The organism is Streptomyces sp. NPDC002817 (assembly GCF_053592055.1).
In genome coordinates this window covers 138,102-157,814 of record NZ_JBSFUY010000017.1, presented here as the reverse complement: position 1 = coordinate 157,814, position 19,713 = coordinate 138,102, and the positions used below count along the sequence as shown (strand labels likewise).

The following is a 19,713-nucleotide window of genomic DNA, read 5'->3' as shown; positions in this document are numbered from 1 at the left end:
GGAACCCGGACCAACTCGATGTCGAAGCGCTTCGACGGCCTATGGACACCCACCTCCGGTGGAGCTACTGTCGAACCACCCTCACCCGCCCTTATTCGCACTGCGCACTGTCGAAGCGCTTCACAAGCTTGGAGAGCTGGATGGTCACCCTCGCCGAGGTCGCCCAGCACGCCGGAGTCTCGGCGAGCACGGTGAGCTATGTCCTCAGCGGCAAGCGGTCCATCTCCGGGGCCACCCGGGAGCGGGTGGAGCAGAGCATCCGCGAGTTGGGCTACCACCCGAACGCGGGCGCCCGCGCCCTGGCCAGCAGCAGGTCCAACATCATCGCGCTGATGGTCCCGTTGCGCACCGACATGTACGTGCCGGTGATGATGGAGATCGCCATCGCGGTGGCCACCACGGCCCGTCTCCACGGCTACGACGTCCTGTTGCTCACCGGCGAGGAGGGCCCCGACGCGGTGCGCCGTGTCACCGGCAGCGGGCTCGCCGACGCGATGATCCTGATGGACGTCGAACTCGACGACGAGCGGCTGCCGTTGCTGCGCGGCACCGACCAGCCGTCCGTGCTCATCGGCCTGCCCGCCGACACCTCCGGACTGACCTGCGTCGACCTCGACTTCCGGGCCACCGGCGCCCTGTGCGTCGAGCACCTCGCGATGCTCGGCCATCGCGACATCGCTGTCATCGGCGAGGCCCCCGCGGTGTACGAACGGCACACCGGCTTCGCCGAGCGCACCCTGGACGGACTCCGCACGCGGGCCCAGGAACTGGGCGTACGCCTGCTGCACCGGCCCTGCGAGGGCGGCTACGACGCGATGGCCGTCACCCTCGCCCGCATCCTCGACGAGCGCCCGGGCACCACCGGCTTCGTCGTGCAGAACGAGTCGGCCGTCGAGCCGCTGCTCGCCCTGCTGCGCCAGCAGGGCCGCGCCGTGCCCGAGGACGTCTCCGTCGTCGCGGTCTGCCCCGACCAGGTCGCCACCCAGGCCTCGGTACGGCTGACCTCGGTCGCCATCCCCGCACAGGACATGGGCCGGCACGCCGTGGAACGCCTGGTGGCCAAGCTGGAGGGCCGCGGCAAGGACGAAGTCGTCCTCATCGCACCCGAGTTGACGGTCCGCACGAGCACGGGACCCGCGCCGTCGGCGCACTGACGAACCGCTCTGTTCCTTCCGCACCGAGCAGCCCGAGCAGCCCCGCCGGGGCACCACCTGTCTCCACTCGCCTCCAGGAGCACCCCTCGTGACTCAGCCTGCCGAAAATCAGCCCCAGCAGGGCGCTGTCAGCCTCGCGCAGTCGTCTCCCACCATCGGCACGTTCCGTGAGCGGGACGGCGGCCTGGAGTGGAGCGGCCGCCAGGAGACGCTCCGCATCGAGCCGTGGGGACCGGACGCGGTCCGGGTCCGGGCGAGGCTCGGTGGCCCGATCCTGGAGGGACTGCCGGGTGCGTTGCTGGAGAGCCCGCCCGCCACCTCGTCCACGATCAAGATCGAGGACGGCCGGGGCCAGTTGACGGTGGGCACTCTCACCGTCGAGGTCGACGCCGAGGGCCTGATCCGCTTCCTTCGCACCGAGGACTCCGCCGAGCTCCTCGCCGAGGCCCGCGCCCACTTCTGGTGGCCCGGCTCCCGCCTCTACACCGCCGTCGGCAACGGCCACCACCGTCTGGAACAGCGCTTCGCCGCGTACGACGACGAGAAGCTGTACGGCCTCGGCCAGCATCAGCACGGCAGGCTCGACCAGAAGGGCCTGGTCCTCGACCTGGTGCAGCGCAACGCCGAGGTCGGTATCCCGGTGCTGAGCTCCAGCCGCGGCTACACCCTGCTGTGGAACAACCCGGCGATCGGCCGGGTCGAGCTCGCGCACAACGGCACCCGCTGGGTCGCCGACTCGGCCCGTCAGATCGACTACTGGATCACCGCGGGCGCCCCGGCCGACGGTCAGCGCCGCTACTCCGCGGTGACCGGCCGCACCCCGATGATGCCGGAGTGGGCGGCGGGCTTCTGGCAGTGCAAGCTGCGCTACCGCACCCAGGACGAACTCCTCGCCGTGGCACGGGAGTACAAGCGCCGTGGCCTGCCCATCTCCGCGATCGTCTGCGACTTCTTCCACTGGACGCACCTGGGCGACTGGAAGTTCGACCTGAACGAGTGGCCCGACCCGGGCGCCATGGTGCGGGAGTTGGAGGAGCTCGGCATCAAACTCGTCGTCTCCGTCTGGCCGTCGGTCTCCCCGCTGAGCGAGAACCATCAACTCATGGAGCAGCGCGGCTACTTCATCGGCACCCAGTACGGCCCGATGGCGCACGCCGACTGGCCGGACAAGGAGGTCGCCTCCACCGTCCAGATCGCCTTCTACGACGCCACGAACCCCGAGGCCCGCGAGTTCATGTGGTCGCGGGTCCGCGACAACTACCTGACCCCGTACGGCATCACGGCGTTCTGGCTGGACGCCTGCGAGCCGGAGCTGAAGCCGGGCTTCTCGGAGAACCTGCGCTACTGGGCGGGCCCGGGCCTGGAGGTCGGCAACAGCTACCCGGCGGAGAACGCCCGCACCTTCCACGAGGGCCTGACGGCCGAGGGCGAGGAGGTCATCACCCTCAACCGCTCGGCGTGGGCGGGCAGTCAGCGCTACGGGGCCGCCCTGTGGTCCGGTGACATCGGCACGGACTTCCCGACCCTGCGCCGCCAGATCGCGGCCGGCCTCAACACCGCGCTCTCCGGCATCCCCTGGTGGAACACCGACATCGGCGGCTTCCACGGCGGCGACCCGGACGACGAGGCGTACCGCGAGGTCATGGTCCGCTGGTTCCAGTTCGGTGCCCTGTCACCGCTGATGCGCCTGCACGGCTTCCGTGACCCGGGCATGCCGCTCGGCCCGGAGATGACCGGCGGTCCGAACGAGGTGTGGTCGTACGGCGAGGAGGCCGGCGCCATCCTGGAGCGGTATCTGCGGCTGCGCGAGCGCCTGAAGCCGTACGTCCTCCAGGTCATGCGGGAGGCCCATGAGGAAGGCCTGCCGCCCATGCGGCCGCTGTTCCTGGAGTTCCCCGAGGACCACGCGACCTGGTCCGTCGACGACGCCTATCTCTTCGGCGGCGACCTGCTGGTGGCCCCGGTGCTGACGGCGGGCGCGACGGCCCGCACGACCTATCTCCCGGCGGGCGCGACCTGGACGGACGCGTGGACCGGTGAGACGTACGAGGGCGGCACGACCGTGACGGTCGACGCCCCGCTGGACCGCATCCCGCTGTTCCTGCGGGACGGAGCGCGCCTGCCCGTGGCGGAGTAGACGCGCCGGTGCGGCCGGTCCCCATAGGGGAGGGACCGGCCGCACACGCGTGTCAGCGGCAGACGGAGGCCAGGGAACGAACGAGGGCGCCGGTGTGCAGCAGGTCCGGATGCCGTTCGTGGTGGACCTCGACGACGGCCGGCGCGAGTTCGGGCTCGCACCTGGGCCGGGTGCGCAGCGGCGTCAGTCGGCGAACGCGGTGACGAGGCCGGTGTTGATGCGGTTGATCTTCTGCCGTACGACGCCCAGGTCCGGCTTGGTCGGCGGTGGCGAGGCTCCCCCACTGCCTTAAGGGCGTGGGAGGTACCCCCACGCGGAGAGGGCGGCCACGGGCCGCAGACCGGTGGGGGCGGGAGCCGCCGCCGCGGGGCCCGGCGAGGCGAGCAGCGCGGCGGCGGCGATCAGAGTACTGGTGAGGGGGGAGATACGCATGAGGTCCATGTGACCCCACCCCTCCCGGTCAGCTGCTGCTGACCGTCAGGTTGTTGGTCTGGAAGTCCAGCCCGCCGGACGAGGACGTGATCTCGTAGCCGAACTGCACGTCGCCGATGGTCTCGTTGCCGAACCAGCCCTTGGTGTCCTTGATCCACTTCAGGATCGGCAGGACGTTCACCGTGCCGGAGGTGGAGTCGGAGGTGCGCAGGAACGAGAAGACCTCGTTGGCACCGTTGTTGCCCTTGTAGACGGTCCAGGTGTGGCCGCCGAGGGTGACGTTGCCCTGCGAGGTGCCCAGCGGGCCGACGGCTCCGTTGTAGTTGACCCAGAGCATGATCTCGTAGTCGTAGTCCGTGTCCCAGATGTCGTACGACGTGTTGTACGCGCCGGACGACGGGACAGTGACGTTGTAGCTGCTGGAGAGCGAGCCGAGGGAGGTGATCGTCTTGTTGATCACCTTCTTGGAGTTGGGGTAGGACTTGATGCCGCCGGTGTTGGGGTGGTTGGCCCAGACTCCCCAGTTGGTACCGGAGTTGGCCCAGATGCACTGGCTGCCGGCGCCGGAGCCCCAGATGTTGTTGTAGAGCGTGTAGCCGTTCAGGCTGGTGTTGCCCCACTGGTCGCAGGAGTTCCAGACGGCGGCGGAGGCGGGGGCGGAGGCGAGGCCGACGGTGGCGCCGAGGGCCATCGCCGGGGCCAGAATCGCCATGGTGATCTTGCGCAGTGTGCTCTTTGCCATGGTGTCCCTTTCCATGGGTGGGGGGAAATGCGGGGGTGGTTACCACGCCCCAAGCGGGAGGACGTGGTCTTCTCCGGCGACGAGGTCGAGCGGCCGCGCGCCGGCGGAAGTCCGGATCTCGATGCGGTGGGTACGGGTGGGGCGTAGCACCGCGATCGCTTCTTGCGGGGTCCAGTCGAGGTCGAGCTCCGCCCCGAACCGGGTGCGGACCCCTTTGAGCCGGCCTGACGGGTACGCCGCCGGGAGGGCCGGCAGCAGGACCAGCCGGTCCGGCGTGGACTGCACGAGCATCTCGACGAGCACGGCAGGGAGGGTGTGTGCGGCGTCCGCGTTGTAGACGTCGCGGTTCGGGTAGTGCGCGCTCATCAGGGAGGCGTGGAAGAAGTCGCCCTTGAGGACCTGTCCGAGGGCGTGCGCGACCCGTTCGCCGTCGCGCAGCCGGGCGGCGACGAGGGCGTGGTGGAGGTGGCCGTGGGCCGAGTCGTTCTCGGCGCCCCGGAGTTCGAGGGCGCGGTACGCGGCCGCGGCGAGGTCCGGGGTGTCGTAGGGGGTGATCTCGTCGAGCGGCCAGACGCCGTAGAGGTGGCTGAGGTGACGGTGGTCGTAGGTGTCGGCGAGGCCGGGCCAGGCCCATTCTGCGAGGGCGCCGTCGTCGTTGATCCGGTGGGGCGGGAGCCGGTCGGCGAGGGCTCGCCAGCGTGCCGCCGACTCGGGGTGGTAGTCCGCCGCCGTGTGCAGGGCGTGGCGGGCGGCCGAGAGGTCCATGGCCGCGTTGATCGCACCCCAACTGGCGTTGGCGGGCCGGTTCTCGGGTGAGTAGGAGGGGACGACGACGAGATTCCCGTCGGTGTCGGTCCGGGTGAGGAAGTCCTCGTAGAACAGGGCGACTTCGGCGAGCGCGGCGGCGGTGCGCGGGTCGTGTTCGCCGCGGGTCTCGTCGTGGTCGACGAGCGGCTTGAGCAGCCAGTCGGCGCCGGCCGTCCACAGGTGCAGCGGGTACTCGCGGCTGAAGTGGTACGTCAGCCCGGACTCGCCGTCGCTGTGCGGCGGTGCGACCACGCCGCGGGCACCGAAGATGACGCGGGCGTTCTCCCGCCAGTCCTCCAACTGCCCGTGGATCAAGGAGGCGTGAGCCTCGGTGACTTCGGGCAGGGCGGCCGCCGCCGCTGACGCGGTCTGGAGGTTGACGTTGGCGTCGTTGGTGAACGCCCCCGCCCAGGCGGTGCCCCAGTCACCGGTCCACAGGCCGGTGAGCCGGGGCGGGAACAGGCCGCTGGCGGAGAGCAGGTGGTAGCGGCCGGCCGCGAACAGGCGCTCCAGGAGGGCGGGGCTCTCGGGGCGGGCGAGCAACTCCGAGCCGGGCAGGAGGCGTTCGGCGGGGTCGGCGTGGAGGTCGAGGGTGACCCGCTCGTAGGCGGTGCGGTGCAGGGCGGTGTGACGGTCGAGAAGGAAGGTGAACGCGTCTTCTTGCTCGGGTGCGAGTTCGCGCAGGGCGCGGGCGTGCTCCAACGCGTCCAGCTCGCCGGTGTGCCGCAGTACGCGGTTCAGCAGCAGCACCGACTCGGCTCCGGCGATCCGCAGTCCGGGCGGGGTGAGGGTGGTGGTGCCGCCGGTGACGAGGACGAGGGTGACGCCGGTGTAGGCACGGTCGCTGCCGGGGTAACGGGCGCGCAGGGTGAGCAGGGCGCCGTCGGGGGTGAGGACGGCGCCGTGGCCGACGCCGAGGTCCTTCGGGGCGCCGGGGAGCCGGTGGTCCAAGGAGATGTCGAGCTCGGTCGCCACGACCTGCTGGACGATGACGTCGTCGGCGCGCGAGACGAAGACCTGGCTGTCCCAGCCCTCGCTCGTGCTGTGGACGACACCGGTGGTGAAGTCGACGGAACGTCTGTGCCTCCGCGCGCCGCCGTTCGCTCGGCGCAGCCGTACCTGGAAGGCCGGGTGGAAGGGCTGCACCCACTGGAGGTCCCGTCCGTCCGTGAAGCTCTCCGCGGCGTCCGGCTCTCCGGCGAGCAACCGGTCCTGGAGTGCGGGCAGTTCGGCGGCGAGCTCGGGCGGTCGGGCCTGTTCGGCGCCGTTGGGGCGGACGAGGGTGTGATGGGTGACGACGACCCGCTCGTCGTTCGGTTCGCCGAACGCGAGAGCGCCGTGACGGCCGTTGCCGCTCAGGAAGCCGTCCTCCCAGCGGGTGGCGGGGCGGGGTTCCCAGGTGCCGTGCACGATGCCGGTGTCCGCGTTCGCGTTCATGGGCGCAACACCACCACGCCGTACCGGTCCAAGGTCAACTCGTCCGTGACGGTCGTCCCCGTGAGCAGGTCGTGGTGGGTGCCGGGGACCTCGACGGTCACGGATTCGCGGGAGTGGTTGAGCAGGAAGAGCAGGTCACCGCGGCGTACGGCCTCGACGCCCGCGGGGAGCCGGTCGAGCACCGGGCGGACGCCCGCGTCGGAGGCGAACTGCGCGAGGAGAGCCCGTAGTCGGTCCGCTTCGGGAAGCGTCGCGAGGTACCGCGCCCGCCCCTTGCGGAGCACCGCCGGCAGCCCGTCGAGCTCGCCGCCCTTGAACACGGCCTCGGCGACAGCGTCCGCGTCCTTCTCGATCTCCTCCGACCACAGCGTCCCGCGGAACCCGTCGCACTCGACGTCCTCCCCCGCGTCCAGCGGCCACCACTCGTGCAGGGTGCGGATGCCGAACAGCTCACGCAGCCGTCCGTCCATCCCGCCGGGCCGCACCCGGTCGTCCTCGTCGGCGATGCCGGTGAGGAAGCCGGAGACGAGGGTGCCGCCCTGCTGCGTGTACGCGATGAGGTTGTCGATCGCCGCGTCGCTCAGGGAGTACAGCTGAGGGACGACGACGAGCTTGTACGCGCTCAGGTCGTGCTCAGGGTGGGCGAAGTCGGTGGCGAGGTGGGCCTCCCACAGGGCTCGGTGCCAGGCGGTGAGGACCTGGGTGTAGTCGACCTGGGTGGAGAGACGGCCCTCGTGGGCGCCGGCCCACCAGGAGTGCCAGTCGTGCAGGACGGCGATGTCGTTGGCGGTGTGACTGCCCGTCACCTCGCCGGAGATCCGCGCGAGTTCCGCGCCGAGCTGTTTGACCTCCTGGTACGTCCGCCCCCGCTCCCCCGCGTGGCTGACCATCCCGGAGTGGAACTTCTCCGCGCCCTGCCGGGACTGCCGCCACTGGAAGTAGCAGACGGCGTCGGCACCACGGGCGACTGCCTGGAGGGACCAGAGACGGTTGAGGCCACGCGGCTTGGGGTGGTTGACGCCCCGCCAGTTGACCGGCCCGGCGGCCTGCTCCATCAGCATCCAGGGTCCGCGGGCCTGCGAACGGGTCATGTCCTGTACGAGAGCACCGGCCTGGGCGCCGAAGGGGTCGCGCGGATCGGGGTAGAGGTCGACGGAGACGACGTCCTCCTCCTCGGCCCACCGCCAGGCGTCCTGCCCGGACCAGAGCGGCATGAAGTTGGAGGTGACCGGGACGTGCGGGGTGTGCCGGCGCACGATGTCGCGCTCCGCGACGTAGCACTCCAGGAGCATGTCGGAGGTGAACCGCTTGAAGTCCAGCACCTGCGCGGGGTTCTTGAGGTAGTGGGCGTGCCGGGGCGTGTGCACCTCGGCCCAGTCGCCGTAGCCCTGGCTCCAGAAGGCGGTGCCCCAGGCGTCGTTGAGTTCCGCGAGCGTGCCGTATCTGTCCTGGAGCCAGCGGCGGAAGCGGACGGCGGCCTCGGGGCCCCAGTCGTGGGTGCAGTACTCGTTGTTGATGTGCCACATGGTGAGGGCCGGGTGGCCGCCGTAGCGGGCGGCGAGGTCCTCGGTGATGGCTGCGGCGTACCGGCGGTAGACCGCGCTGGAGTGCGAGAAGTGCTGTCGGCCGCCCCACCACTCGGTGCGGCCGTCCTGGTCGACGGGCAGGGTGTCGGGGTGCAGATGTCCCAGCCAGGGCGGGGGCGAGGAGGTGGGGGTGGCGAGGACGACGCCGATGCCGTTCTCGTGCATCAGCTCCATCAGCCGGTCGAGCCAGCCGAAGTCGCGCTCCCCCGGACGGGGTTCGAGCCTGGCCCAGGAGAAGACGCCGAGGGTGACGGAGTTGACGCCGGCGTCCTTCATGAGCCGGACGTCTTCGTGCCAGGTCTCCTCGGGCCACTGCTCGGGGTTGTAGTCGCCGCCGAAGAGGACGCGACCGCGCGTCACATCACCGAGGTCGGGCATCAGACCGGCTCCCCGTACTGGATGCCGCGCCCGTTGGTGGCGAGGTAGACGCGCCCGTACACCCGCGGGTCCCCGGTGATGACCTCGCCGGTCCACCCCCACTGGTGCCGGTCGTCGTTGATCCGCACCCAGGTCTTCGCCTCGTCGTCGGACCGGTGGACGGCGGTGATGCTCTCGGTGGAGCCCACCATGTAGATCGCCGGGTAGTCGGCCCCGTCGGCGGCCTTGCCGAAACCCAGGGTGTACGAGGCCCAGCAGCTGGCGACCTTGTCGAAGCTCAGGCCCCCGTCGGTGGACCGATAGAGCCCGTTCCACTTCACGCTCAGCCAGAGGTCCCCGGAGCGCCCGGGCGCGGCGACCAGCTCGAACTGGCTGTCCCCGGAGGGAAGGCCGGTCGCACCCTGAGTGAAGGAGAGGCCACCGTCGGTGCTGACGTACAGCGTTCCCGTGTCGGCGTCGAACGCGTGGAAGCGCGTCGGGTCGGCCGGGTCGGCGACCGGCGTGGCTCCCTTCGGGAAGGAGGAGATCTCGGTCCACGTGGCCCCGTTGTCCGCGGAGCGGTAGGCCGGGTACTTCGTGCCGTCCCAGTGCACGAAGACCCACAGCAGCACGCTGCCGTCGGCGTTGGTGGCGATCGGCCCCGGTGCGTCCTTGGCGACAGAGGGCTGGGCCTGGAAGGGCGCCCAAGTCTGGCCGCCGTCGTTCGAGTAGGCGCCGTTGCCATGGTCGCCCCACCCGCTGCGGACGACGTACGCCGGCTTCCGCGCGGCCTGTGCGAGTCCCGTCGCCGTCCCGAACACGGGGTTCGTGGCCATGCCGCGCGAGGGCGAGGCGGTGAGCCGCTCGTGGTACATCACGCCGATGTCCCCGAGCCCGCTGATCAGATGCGCCTTCCCGGCCGGAGGCGAGATCAGCTGCCGCACGGACGTCTCCTCCATGCCCCGGATCTGCGGCGCCCAGTGCTTCAGGTCCCGGGTGCCGTAGAGGGTGGCGCCGGTGCCGTAGACGACGTGCCTGGAGTCGTACGGGTCGAGGGCGAGCGCCTGGATCCACCAGCCGAACTTGGGGGCGTCCGCACCCCACTTGAGATAGGGGGTCTCCGATACGTCGAGGACGGCGGAGTCCTTGAGGGACGTCCAGTGGCGGCCACCGTCGGTGGACCGGAACACGGTGTCGACGGCGGCCCACCGGTTGTTGGTGGAGACGACCAGGGTGCCGGGCCGTCGGGCGTCCACGGCGACCCCGCCGTAGCCGAAGGTGTCGGCGGACCCGTCGCTCGTGGTCCCGCCGGGCTTCACCGGGGTCACCTCGGTCCACTTCCCGTTGGCGGTGCACAGCTTGTGCACACTGCCGTCGGACTGCCCGTTGGGACCTGGGGCGTTGGCGTACGTCACGTACAGCTCACGGGTGTTCTTGTCGTACGCGGCCCGGATCGGCACCTTGGCGGCGGTCCCGGAGGGCTGCGAGGGAACGGCCTCCCACTTGGTCCCGTCGGCGGTACGGAACAGGTTGGCGGCACTCCCGTCGGAGTCCCCCCAGCCGGCGTAGAGGGTGCGCCCGGCGGCGACGAGCAGGGTGACCCCCTGCCCGGAGGCGCTCGGGGTGCCGGGAAAGCCGGTGGCGGCGGCCCACGTGGCGCCCCGGTCGGTGGACTTGAGCAGCCCGTCGTGCCGGGTCCCCAGCCACAGGGTGTCGCTGTCGCGCGGATCGACGAGCAGCCGCTCGCCGGCCCCCCGCCCGTCCTCGTTGGCCCCGAGCTTCACGGTGAGGTCGGTACGGGCCCAGGTGGCGCCACGGTCGTCGGACCGCAGAACGGCACCATTGCCGGCCCACGACTGGGCGTAGGTGCCGAGCGCGAGATAGACCCGGTTCGGGTGGGCGGGGTCGACGGCCATGGCCTCCACCCCGAGGAGGTTCCAGTCGTCCCACCCGAGGTGGTCGGTGAGCGGGACCCAGGCGGCGGCGCGGTCGTCCCATCTATAGGCCCCACCGATGTCCGTACGGGCGTAGGCGAGCCCGCGAACGGAGGGATGGAAGAGGACCCCGGTGACGAAGCCGGTGCCACCGATGACCACGTTGCGCCACCGGTACGAGGAGCCCGCGGCCTCAGCAGCGTGTGCTTGCGCCTGCCCGACGGGAAGAGCGGGTAGCGCGGCCGCGGCAGCGGTCCCGGCAAGAACGGCACGACGGCTCAGGTTGAACGTACGCATGACAAGCCTCGCTCTGAGGAAAGGAAGGGGGGAGTGGATTCACTCAGGGGCGCGGGGAACTGCGCGACCAGCCACGACGAACCCGCAGCCGCCGACGATCCGAAGCACCCCACTCAATAGGCGCGGCTCAACCCTTCACCGCACCGGTCAGCATGCCCTTCTTGAAATGCCGCTGGACGAACGGCGACAGCACAGCCACCGGCAGCAACGCCATCACCATGACCGCCATCTGCACGGCCAGCCCCGACAGCTGCCCCGTCTTGATCGCCTGCCCCAGCCCGACCGGAGCCTCCTGCTTCTGCACGAGCTGGATCATGACGTTCTGCAACGGCATCATGTCCTGGTCGTTCAGGTACAGGGACGCGTTGAACCAGGCGCTCCAGTACCCGACGGCGTAGAACAACGTGATCACCGCGATGACGGCCCGCGACAGCGGCATGATGATCTGCCACAGAATCCGGAAGTCCCCGGCCCCGTCGATCCGCGCGCTGTCGGTCAGCTCCGGCGAGATCCCCATGAAGAACCCACGCAGGACCAGGATGTTGAAGACGCTGATCGCGCTCGGCAGGATCAGCGCGAGGTAACTGTCGGTCAGCCCGAGGGTCTGCACCAGGAGATAGGTGGGGATGAGCCCGGCGCTGAAGAACATCGTGGCCAGCAGCGTCATGAGGATCCACCGGTGCCCGACCGACTCCGTCCGCGACAGCCCGTACGCGCACAGCACGGACACGGTCATGGAGAACGCCGTACCGACGAGAGTGACCAGGACGCTGATGATCGCGGCCCGGGTCACCTGGCCGCCGCTGAGCAGCTCCTGGTAGGCGATGAAGGTGATGTCCTTCGGCACCATCACCAGACCGCCGGCCTCGTCGATGGTCTTGCGCGAGGAGAGACTGGTGACGACGACGATCCACAGCGGGAAGAGAATCGCGAGGCAGGCGATCCCCAGCACCAGGCCCTTGCCGGCCAGCCCCACCTGCGAGGGCTGCTCCTCCCACACCGGCCGGGGCGGCGCGGCCCACCGGCCGGGCTTCTGTACAGGCTTGTCGATCACGACGGTCACTTCTTGTACACCCCCTGCTCGCCCATCAGATGGGCCACCTTGTTCGCGGCCAGGACGAGACCGATGCTGATGACACCCTTGACGAGTCCGGCGGCGGCCGCGTAGCCGAAGTCCTGGTTGCGGACGCCGTTCCACCACACGAAGGTGTCGAGCACTTCCGAGGCGCCCGGTCCCACGGCATCTCGTTGCAGCAGGATCTGCTCGAAGCCGACGGTCAGGGCGTCGCCGACGCGCAGTACCAGCAGCAGCGCGATCACCGGCCGGAGCGCCGGCAGGGTGACGTGCCACATCCGGCGCCAGCGGTTGGCGCCGTCCATCGCGGCGGCCTCGTACAGGTCGGGGCTGACCGCGGCCAGGGCGGCGAGGAAGACGATGATCCCCCAGCCGGCGTCCTTCCAGACCGCCTGCGCGGTGACCAGGAACTTGAAGGTGTTCGGGTCGGTCATGATGTCGAGGCCGTCGTACCCGTGGTCACGCAGCAGTGTCGAGAGCAGTCCGGCGCCGCCGAGCAGCTGCTGGAAGACCGCGATGACCAGCACCCACGAGAAGAAGTGCGGCAGATACAGCACGGCCTGCGCGATCGCCCGCACCCGGGGCCTGACCACGCTGTTGATGAGCAGTGCGAGCAGGACCGGGATCGGGAAGAACAGCACGAGCTGGAGGAAGAACAGCACGAGCGTGTTCTGGACCGCCTGCCAGAACGAGGAGTCCTCGAAGATCCGCTGGAAGTTCTCCAGCCCCACCCACGGGCTGTGCAGCATGGACACGACGCCGTTGTCGCTGATGTAGGGGTCGTAGTCCTGGAAGGCGACCACGTTGCCGAGGATCGGCACGTAGTTGAAGAGCAGGACCAGGGCGACGGCCGGCAGCGTCATCAGAAGCAGGACGCGGTCGCGTCTGAGCCTGAGCCGCAGACTCAGCTTCCCGGGGGATCGTTTCCTCCCCGAGCGGGGACCGGTGGCGTCGCCGGACGCCACCGGGGTCTTGTCCGTCGTGTCGGCCTCGGCCCTGCTCCGAGGCACCGTGCTGTGGGACACGGCCGTTCTCCTTGCCTCGGTACCGGGTCAGCTGGCCGCAGAGCCGTTCTCGTCCAGGATCTGCTTGTACCAGTCGCGCAGCTTGTCGCCGCCCTTGCTCTTCCAGTCGGAGACGGCCTGCTGCATGTCGCTGATCTTCTTGCGGCCGCGGACGATGTCGTCCTCCAGCTGCTCGAAGTCGTTGGAGAGGTTGGTGTAGCGGTTGGGCTCGGTGATCTGCATGCCCCAGAAGGTGGACTTCTTGGTGAAGGCGCCCATCCGCTGCTCCCACTCGACCTGGCCCTTGGCGACCTCGGGGAAGTCGGGGTGGGCGAGGGTCGCGGCGGGGCTGGCGACCATGACGTAGGCGTTCATGACCTCGAGGTTGCCCTGGTCGGTCTTGGCGGGGACGCCGTCCTTGACGGTGTAGTGGGTGCCCTCCACGCCGTAGTTGGTCATCATGTACTCCTTGGTGCCGTACGGCGCCGCGGTGACGTTCGCGACGGCCAGTACGTCACGGATGACCGACTCGGAAGCCTTCTTGTTGACGAAGGCGAAGATGCCGGCGGGCTGTTCGGCCCACATGGTGGGGTTGCCGCCGTCGTGCCCCCAGACGTCCATGCCCCAGATCTTGAAGTCCGGGTTCTGGGTGGCCTGTTCGGCGGTGCGGCCCCACCACTGGGAGATGTTGTTGGGGTAGATCAGGAACTCGCCGGCCGCGAACTTGGGGCCCGGGTCCGGGGCGTTCTTGCCCATCTTGGAGTCGGGGTGGACGACCCCCGCCTCGAACAGCTTGCGGGACCACTCCAGCGCTTCGAGGTACTCGTCGGTCTCGACGCGGTAGATCAGCTTGCCGTCGACGAGGTTCCAGCCGAGCGGCTTCTCGCTGCCGGAGAGGACACCGAAGGCCTGGAAAGCGGTCCACTTCATGTCCAGACACGCCCAGCGCTTGGCCTTGGCGTTGGTGATCTCCTTGGCCAGCGCCATGAACTCGTCGCAGGACTTGGGTATTTCGTACCCTTCCTTGTCGAAGATGTCCTTGCGGTAGAGGGGCACGATGCTGGGCGACCACGGCGCGGGCATCGGCAGGCCGCGCAGCTTGCCGCCGAAGATGGAGCGCTGCCAGGAGGCAGTGGGGATGGCCGCGAGGTTCGGGTAGTCCTTGACCGCGTCGCCGGACAGGTAGGGGCCGAGGTCGGCGAACTTGCTGATGATGGCGGTGGGTATCTTGCCGCTCATGTTCCAGCCGGGGACGACCACGACGTCCGGGATGTCGCTGGAGGCGAGGATGGCGCCGAGCTTCTGGTCGTAGGTGTTGCCGTCCTGGTTCTGCCAGGCGACGTCGACGCCGATCAGCTCGTTCATCGCCTTGTAGTAGGCGTTGCCGCTCTTCGGCGGGGAGCCCCAGAACGGCGACATGATGGTGACCTTGCCGCCCTTGCCGAGCTTCTTGGTCACCGACGTCTTCAGGGTGGCGAGGTCCAGCTTGCTGGTGAACCCGATCGCCGAGCCGTTCTTGGCAGGGATGTCAGGCGTCACCACGTTGCTGGCCACATACGCCGGCAGGATCTTCTTCGCGTCCTTGCCCGACGTGGTGCCGTCACGCGAGTCACTGTCCGAACCGCCGCAGGCGGAGAGCAGCGGCACCCCGCCCGCCACCGCTGCGGTGGCCACCGCGGTGGAGGCGAGGAAGCTTCTCCGGCTGGGACCGGAAGGACCAGAGGAGGGGGCAGCGGCGTTCGGCGTCATTGCGTCAACCCTTCATGGCGCACCAGGACACCCGGCGGAGGAGCCGTCGGCTGCGGTGTCTTGAGTGGAACTGGCTGAGCTGAAGCGCTCCTTCGACTTCGACGGTCACCGTGTAGTCGAAGCGCTTCGATGTTGCTGTGAGGTTAAGTGAAGCCCTGTGGGTGCACAAGAGTCGCTCGCAATATTCCTCCGCGGTACGGGAGGCGACCTTTTCTTATGCACCGCTTGAAGTGATGGCGTTGCTCCCTTGACACCCACCCCGGTGTCGAATGAGCATCGAAGCGCTTCGAAAGGGCTCGACCGCTCCACTCCAAGGGGAACCCCACGTGACCGCACAGCCGCCGCCCACGCCGCCTTTCCGCGATCCGCATCTGCCGTTCGCGAAGCGCATCGACGATCTGCTGTCGCGGCTCGCCCTCGACGAGAAGATCGGGTTTCTGCACCAGTTCGCCCCGGCGGTCGAGAGACTCGGCGTCGACGCCTTCCGTACCGGCCAGGAGGCCCTGCACGGGGTCGCCTGGATGGGCCCGGCGACGGTGTTCCCGCAGGCGGTGGGCCTGGGCGCGACCTGGAACACGGATCTCGTACGACGGGTCGGCGAGGCCGTCTCCAAGGAGGTCCGCGCGATGCGGGCCCGTGACGACCGCATCGGCCTCAACGTCTGGTCCCCGACGGTGAACCTCCTGCGCCACCCCCTGTGGGGCCGCAACGAGGAGGGCTACTCGGAGGACCCGAAGCTCACCTCGGCGATCGCCGTCGCGTACACCCGCGGGCTGCGCGGCGACCATCCGACGTACTGGCGCACCGCCCCCGTCCTCAAGCACTGGCTGGCCCACAACAACGAGACGGACCGGGCCACTTCGTCCAGCTCGGTCCGTCCGCGCGTGCTGCACGAGTACGACCTGCGCGCCTTCCGCGAGACCGTCGAGGCGGGCGCGGTGGCCGGGGTGATGCCCGCGTACAACCTGGTCAACGGCCGCCCGAACCACGTGAGTCCGTATCTGCGCGAGCACCTGCGCACCTGGACGGACGAGGACCTGCTGGTCTGCTCGGACGCGGGCGCGCCCTCCAACCTGGTCGACCACGAGCACTACTACGACACCCACGAGGAGGCCACCGCGGCCTCGCTGCTGGCCGGCGTCGACAGCTTCACCGACCACGGCACGGACAGCTCGCAGATCACCGGACGGGTCAGGAAGGCGTACGAACAAGGTCTGTTGACCGAGGCCGACATCGACACTGCGGTCCGCCGTCAGCTCTCGGTCCGCTTCCGTCTCGGCGAGTTCGACCCGCAGTACGACCCGCACGCCCTGACCAGGGACTTCGACACCCCGGCCCACCGCGACCTCGCGCAGGAGGCGGCCGAGCAGTCGGTCGTCCTGCTGCGCAACGACGGTGTGCTGCCGCTCGCTGCGGACACCCGGCTCGCCGTGGTCGGCCTGCTCGCCGACGAGTGCAAGCTCGACTGGTACAGCGGCACGCTGATCCATCGCTCCACCCCGCTGGAGGGCCTGTACGAGCGGTTCGGCGCCGACCGGATCCAGTTCGCGGAGGGCGTGGACCGGGTCCTGCTGAAGGCGTCGGACGAAACCTTCCTCCATGTGCCCGAAGCGCACGTCGACGACACGGTGCGCGGCGCCGAGGGTGCCCTCGACCCGGCACTGCTCGCGGGCCGTACGGACCTCCCGCCGCTCACCACCCACGCGGTCGGCACCGAGCTCGCCCTGGTCGACTGGGGCGAGGGCGTCCTGACCCTGCGCGCTCCCGACGGCCGCTATCTCTCGGTCGCCGAGGACGGCTATGTGCGCGCCTCCGCCGACCAGCCCGGAGGCTGGGTCGTCCAGGAGACATTCCGGCTGGAACCCCATGAGAACGGACACCTCCTCAGGCATGTCGGCACGGGTCGCCACGTCTCTGTCGGCGCCGACGGAGTAAAGGTTGCCGATGAAAACGCGGAACTCGTCGATCAGCCCGAAATCTTCACGCTGATCATCACCGAGCACGGAAAGGACGCGGTCGCCAGGGCCGCCGCCGAGGCCGACGTGGTCCTCGTGGTCGCGGGCAACGACCCGCACATCGACGGCCGCGAGACCGAGGACCGCAGGACCCTCGCCCTCCCCGCCCACCAGGACCGCCTGCTGCGGGCGGCCCGCGCCGCCAACCCGAACACGGTGCTGGCCCTGGTCTCCGCCTACCCGTACGCGTTTCAGCCGGGTCCGCTGCGGGCCGCGCTCTGGATGTCCCACGGCGGCCAGGCCGCGGGCACCGCACTGGCCCGGGTCCTGGCCGGCGACGTCTCCCCCGCGGGCCGCCTCCCGCAGACCTGGTACACCGACGACGCCGACCTGCCCGACCTGTTGGATTACGACGTGCTCGGCGGCCGCCAGACGTACCTCTACTACGAGGGCACCCCGCTGTTCCCCTTCGGACACGGCCTGTCGTACGCGTCCTTCTCCTACGGGGATCTCAAGTCCCGTACGGAGGAAGGGGCTTTGCACGTGTCCTTCACGGTCATGAACACGGGGGACGTGACGGCCGACGAGGTCGCCCAGCTCTACACCCGCGCCGCGGACCCCTCGGTCCCGCGCCCGCGCCGCGAGCTGGTGGCGCACCGCAGGGTCACGCTCGCCCCCGGCGAGAAGGCGGAGCTGTCCTTCGAAGTCCCGCTGTCGGCACTCGAGTTCTGGGACGTGGCACACGGCCGCTGGCGCCTGGAGCCGGGGCCGTACGACCTGATGGCGGCCGCCTCCAGCGAGGACGTGCGGCTGCGTACGACGGTTCTCCTGGACGGGGAGCCGGGCGGACCGCGCCCGGTCGTCGAACGGGGCCTGGACGGGGCCGACTTCGACGAGCAGAGCGGTGTCGCGATCGTCGACCGGACGAAGGCGGCCGGCGACGCGGTGACGCCGGCGAACGGCAGGGCGGCCGAACTGGTCTACCGCGCCTGCGACTTCGGGGCGGGTGTCACGGAGGTGACGGTGACCGTGGCGGGCGAGGGCGCGGTGGAGATCTCGCTCGACGGCGGCCCGGCGCTCGCGACGCTGTCACCGAAGACGCCCACGTCAGGGCCGTACGACCATGTCACGCTCCGCACCGCGCTCACGGCCTCCGGTGTGCACGACGTCCACCTCAGGCTGCGCGGCCCGTTGCGGCTCGCGCGTGTCGGCTTCTCCGGCTGAGGGTCCGGAGGAGAGCGGCACAAAGAAGAGGCCCGGCACCGGAAGGCATCGGTGCCGGGCCTCTTCGGGACGGTGAGCCTCCGTCGCTGCGAGAACCTTAGCTGAAAATGGTTCCCATTAGCTAGAGGTGTCGCGCACGGATGTGCCGACGGCCGGAGCCCCCGCACAGCGGGCTCCGGCCGTCGGTCTTTCCCCGCAGGTCAGAGAGCGAGCCCGGTGAGGACGAGCACCCGCTCGTAGGTGTAGTCGTCCATCGCGAACTTCACGCCCTCGCGGCCCACACCGGACTGCTTGGCACCGCCGTACGGCATCTGGTCGGCTCGGTAGGAGGGCACGTCGCCGATGACGACGCCGCCGACCTCGAGCGCCCGGTGGGCACGGAAGGCGACCTGGAGGTCGTGGGTGAACACGCCCGCCTGGAGGCCGTACTTGGAGTCGTTGGCGGCCGCGAAGGCCTCGTCCTGACCGTCCACCTTCTGCACGGTCAGGACGGGTCCGAAGACCTCCTCGCAGGAGATCGTGGTGTCGTCCGGTACGTCGGTGAGGACGGTCGGCGCGTAGGAGGCGCCGTCGCGCTTGCCGCCGGTGAGGAGTTGGGCGCCGGCGGCGACGGCCTCGTCCACCCACGTCTCGACACGCTTGGCGGCGTCCTCGCTGACCAGCGGGCCGACGTCGGTCTTGTCGTCGGACGGGTCGCCGGTGACCTGGGCCTCGACGGCGGCGACGATCCGGGGAAGCAGTCGGTCGTACACCGACGCGTCGGCGATGACCCGCTGCACGGAGATGCAGGACTGGCCGCCCTGGTAGTTGGAGAAGGTGGCGATACGGGTCGCGGCCCAGTCGAGGTCGGCGTCGGAGGCGTAGTCGCCGAGCACGACCGCCGCGCCGTTGCCGCCCAGCTCCAGGGTGCAGTGCTTGCGCGGCACCGAGTCCATGATCGCGTAGCCGACCTTCTCGGAACCGGTGAAGGAGATGACGGGCAGCCGCTCGTCCTGCACCAGGGCGGGCATCCGGTCGTTCGGGACGGGAAGGATGCTCCAGGAACCGGCCGGCAGCTCGGTCTCGGCGAGGAGTTCACCGATGACGAGCCCGGAGAGCGGGGTGGCCGGGGCGGGCTTCAGGATGATCGGCACGCCGGCCGCGATCGCCGGGGCGATCTTGTGGGCGCACAGGTTGAGCGGGAAGTTGAAGGGCGCGATGCCGAGGACGACGCCCTTCGGGAAGCGGCGGGTGAGCGCGAGCCGGCCCTGACCGCCCAGGTCGGTGTCGAGACGCTGGGCCTCGCCGCCGTTGAAGCGGCGGGCCTCTTCGGCGGCGAACCGGAACACGGAGACGGCACGGCCGACCTCGCCCCGGGCCCACTTGACCGGCTTGCCGTTCTCGGCGGAGATCAGCTGGGCGATCTCCTCGGTGCGCTCGACGAGGCGCCGGCTGACGTGGTCGAGGGCGGCGGCGCGGGTGTGGGCGGGCGTGGCGGCGAACTCGTCCCGTACGGCGTACGCGGCGGCGACGGCCTCCTCGGTCTGGGCGTCGCTCGGCACGCTGACCTTGCCGACGATCCGCCCGTCCCACGGCGAGCTGACATCGAAGCTGACCTCGCCGGCGACCTGGCGCCCGGCGAGCCAGAAGGCGTGGGTGGCAGTCATGTCCCGGCCCTTCCGCGTTGGGGGTGTGCGTTGGCTTTCGGCTCCACGGTAGGGGCGGGGGCCCGAAGCGGCGTTTGTCCGGGGCGGAGTGGTGGGGGGTGGGGGTGCGCCGGTTTGGCGGAGTGGGGGTGGGCACCGAGCTGCTTTCACCCCCGCCGCCCTTACGCCGGAGGGGCT

Annotated in this window: 13 protein-coding genes; 4 read left to right on the top strand and 9 right to left on the bottom strand. The window is 70.0% G+C overall.

Annotated elements, in window-relative coordinates; genetic code table 11:
• Positions 1-140: 140 nt before the first annotated feature.
• From ACWD3I_RS28700 to ACWD3I_RS28690, 3 genes are all read left to right on the top strand, one after another.
• Positions 141-1,154, top strand: coding sequence for a LacI family DNA-binding transcriptional regulator (locus tag ACWD3I_RS28700; protein ID WP_365398039.1), 1,014 nt, complete (start codon positions 141-143; stop codon positions 1,152-1,154).
• Positions 1,155-1,242: 88 nt separating this feature from the next.
• Positions 1,243-3,291, top strand: coding sequence for a glycoside hydrolase family 31 protein (locus tag ACWD3I_RS28695; protein ID WP_365398036.1), 2,049 nt, complete (start codon positions 1,243-1,245; stop codon positions 3,289-3,291).
• A gap of 49 nt (positions 3,292-3,340) precedes the next feature.
• Complete coding sequence (locus ACWD3I_RS28690; protein ID WP_365398032.1) at positions 3,341-3,583, top strand: hypothetical protein; 243 nt, start codon at positions 3,341-3,343, stop codon at positions 3,581-3,583.
• On the opposite strand, the gene ACWD3I_RS28685 is transcribed toward ACWD3I_RS28690, so the two are convergent.
• The 8 genes from ACWD3I_RS28685 to ACWD3I_RS28650 all read right to left on the bottom strand — a co-directional run bounded on the left by ACWD3I_RS28685 (position 3,580) and on the right by ACWD3I_RS28650 (position 14,711).
• The gene (locus ACWD3I_RS28685) at positions 3,580-3,723 is read right to left on the bottom strand and encodes a hypothetical protein (RefSeq protein ID WP_365398029.1); all 144 of its coding nucleotides are present in this window, start codon (positions 3,721-3,723) and stop codon (positions 3,580-3,582) included. The two genes, ACWD3I_RS28690 and ACWD3I_RS28685, sit on opposite strands and share 4 nt — an antisense overlap.
• A 28-nt stretch (positions 3,724-3,751) precedes the next feature.
• A complete protein-coding gene (locus tag ACWD3I_RS28680; RefSeq protein WP_365398023.1) occupies positions 3,752-4,465 on the bottom strand; it encodes a glycoside hydrolase family 12 protein in 714 nt (237 codons plus the stop codon).
• A gap of 39 nt (positions 4,466-4,504) precedes the next feature.
• Positions 4,505-6,709, bottom strand: coding sequence for a glycosyl hydrolase family 95 catalytic domain-containing protein (locus ACWD3I_RS28675; protein ID WP_365398020.1), 2,205 nt, complete (start codon positions 6,707-6,709; stop codon positions 4,505-4,507).
• Complete coding sequence (locus ACWD3I_RS28670) at positions 6,706-8,673, bottom strand: beta-galactosidase (protein WP_365398018.1); 1,968 nt, start codon at positions 8,671-8,673, stop codon at positions 6,706-6,708. Before ACWD3I_RS28670 ends, ACWD3I_RS28675 begins: the two co-directional genes overlap by 4 nt.
• Positions 8,673-10,883 carry a 1,4-beta-glucanase gene (locus ACWD3I_RS28665; protein WP_365398015.1) on the bottom strand — a complete coding sequence of 737 codons (2,211 nt, stop codon included), beginning with the start codon at positions 10,881-10,883 and terminating at the stop codon, positions 8,673-8,675. The genes ACWD3I_RS28670 and ACWD3I_RS28665 overlap by 1 nt, the downstream gene beginning before the upstream one ends.
• Before the next feature lie 127 nt (positions 10,884-11,010).
• Entirely contained in the window at positions 11,011-11,946 is a 936-nt protein-coding gene (locus tag ACWD3I_RS28660) for a carbohydrate ABC transporter permease (protein ID WP_365398013.1), read from the bottom strand.
• Positions 11,943-12,983: an ABC transporter permease gene (locus tag ACWD3I_RS28655; RefSeq protein WP_365398010.1), complete on the bottom strand. Its 1,041-nt coding sequence runs from the start codon at positions 12,981-12,983 to the stop codon at positions 11,943-11,945. The genes ACWD3I_RS28660 and ACWD3I_RS28655 overlap by 4 nt, the downstream gene beginning before the upstream one ends.
• Positions 12,984-13,010: 27 nt before the next feature.
• A complete protein-coding gene (locus ACWD3I_RS28650) occupies positions 13,011-14,711 on the bottom strand; it encodes an extracellular solute-binding protein (protein WP_365398007.1) in 1,701 nt (566 codons plus the stop codon).
• Between the two features lie 326 nt (positions 14,712-15,037).
• Here ACWD3I_RS28650 and ACWD3I_RS28645 point away from each other — a divergent pair, with 326 nt between their 5' ends.
• Entirely contained in the window at positions 15,038-17,890 is a 2,853-nt protein-coding gene (locus ACWD3I_RS28645) for a glycoside hydrolase family 3 C-terminal domain-containing protein (RefSeq protein ID WP_365398004.1), read from the top strand.
• A 200-nt stretch (positions 17,891-18,090) separates the two neighbouring features.
• On the opposite strand, the gene ACWD3I_RS28640 is transcribed toward ACWD3I_RS28645, so the two are convergent.
• Positions 18,091-19,536, bottom strand: a complete 1,446-nt coding sequence (locus ACWD3I_RS28640; RefSeq protein ID WP_365398001.1) for an aldehyde dehydrogenase family protein — start codon at positions 19,534-19,536, stop codon at positions 18,091-18,093.
• Between the last annotated feature and the right edge of the window lie 177 nt (positions 19,537-19,713).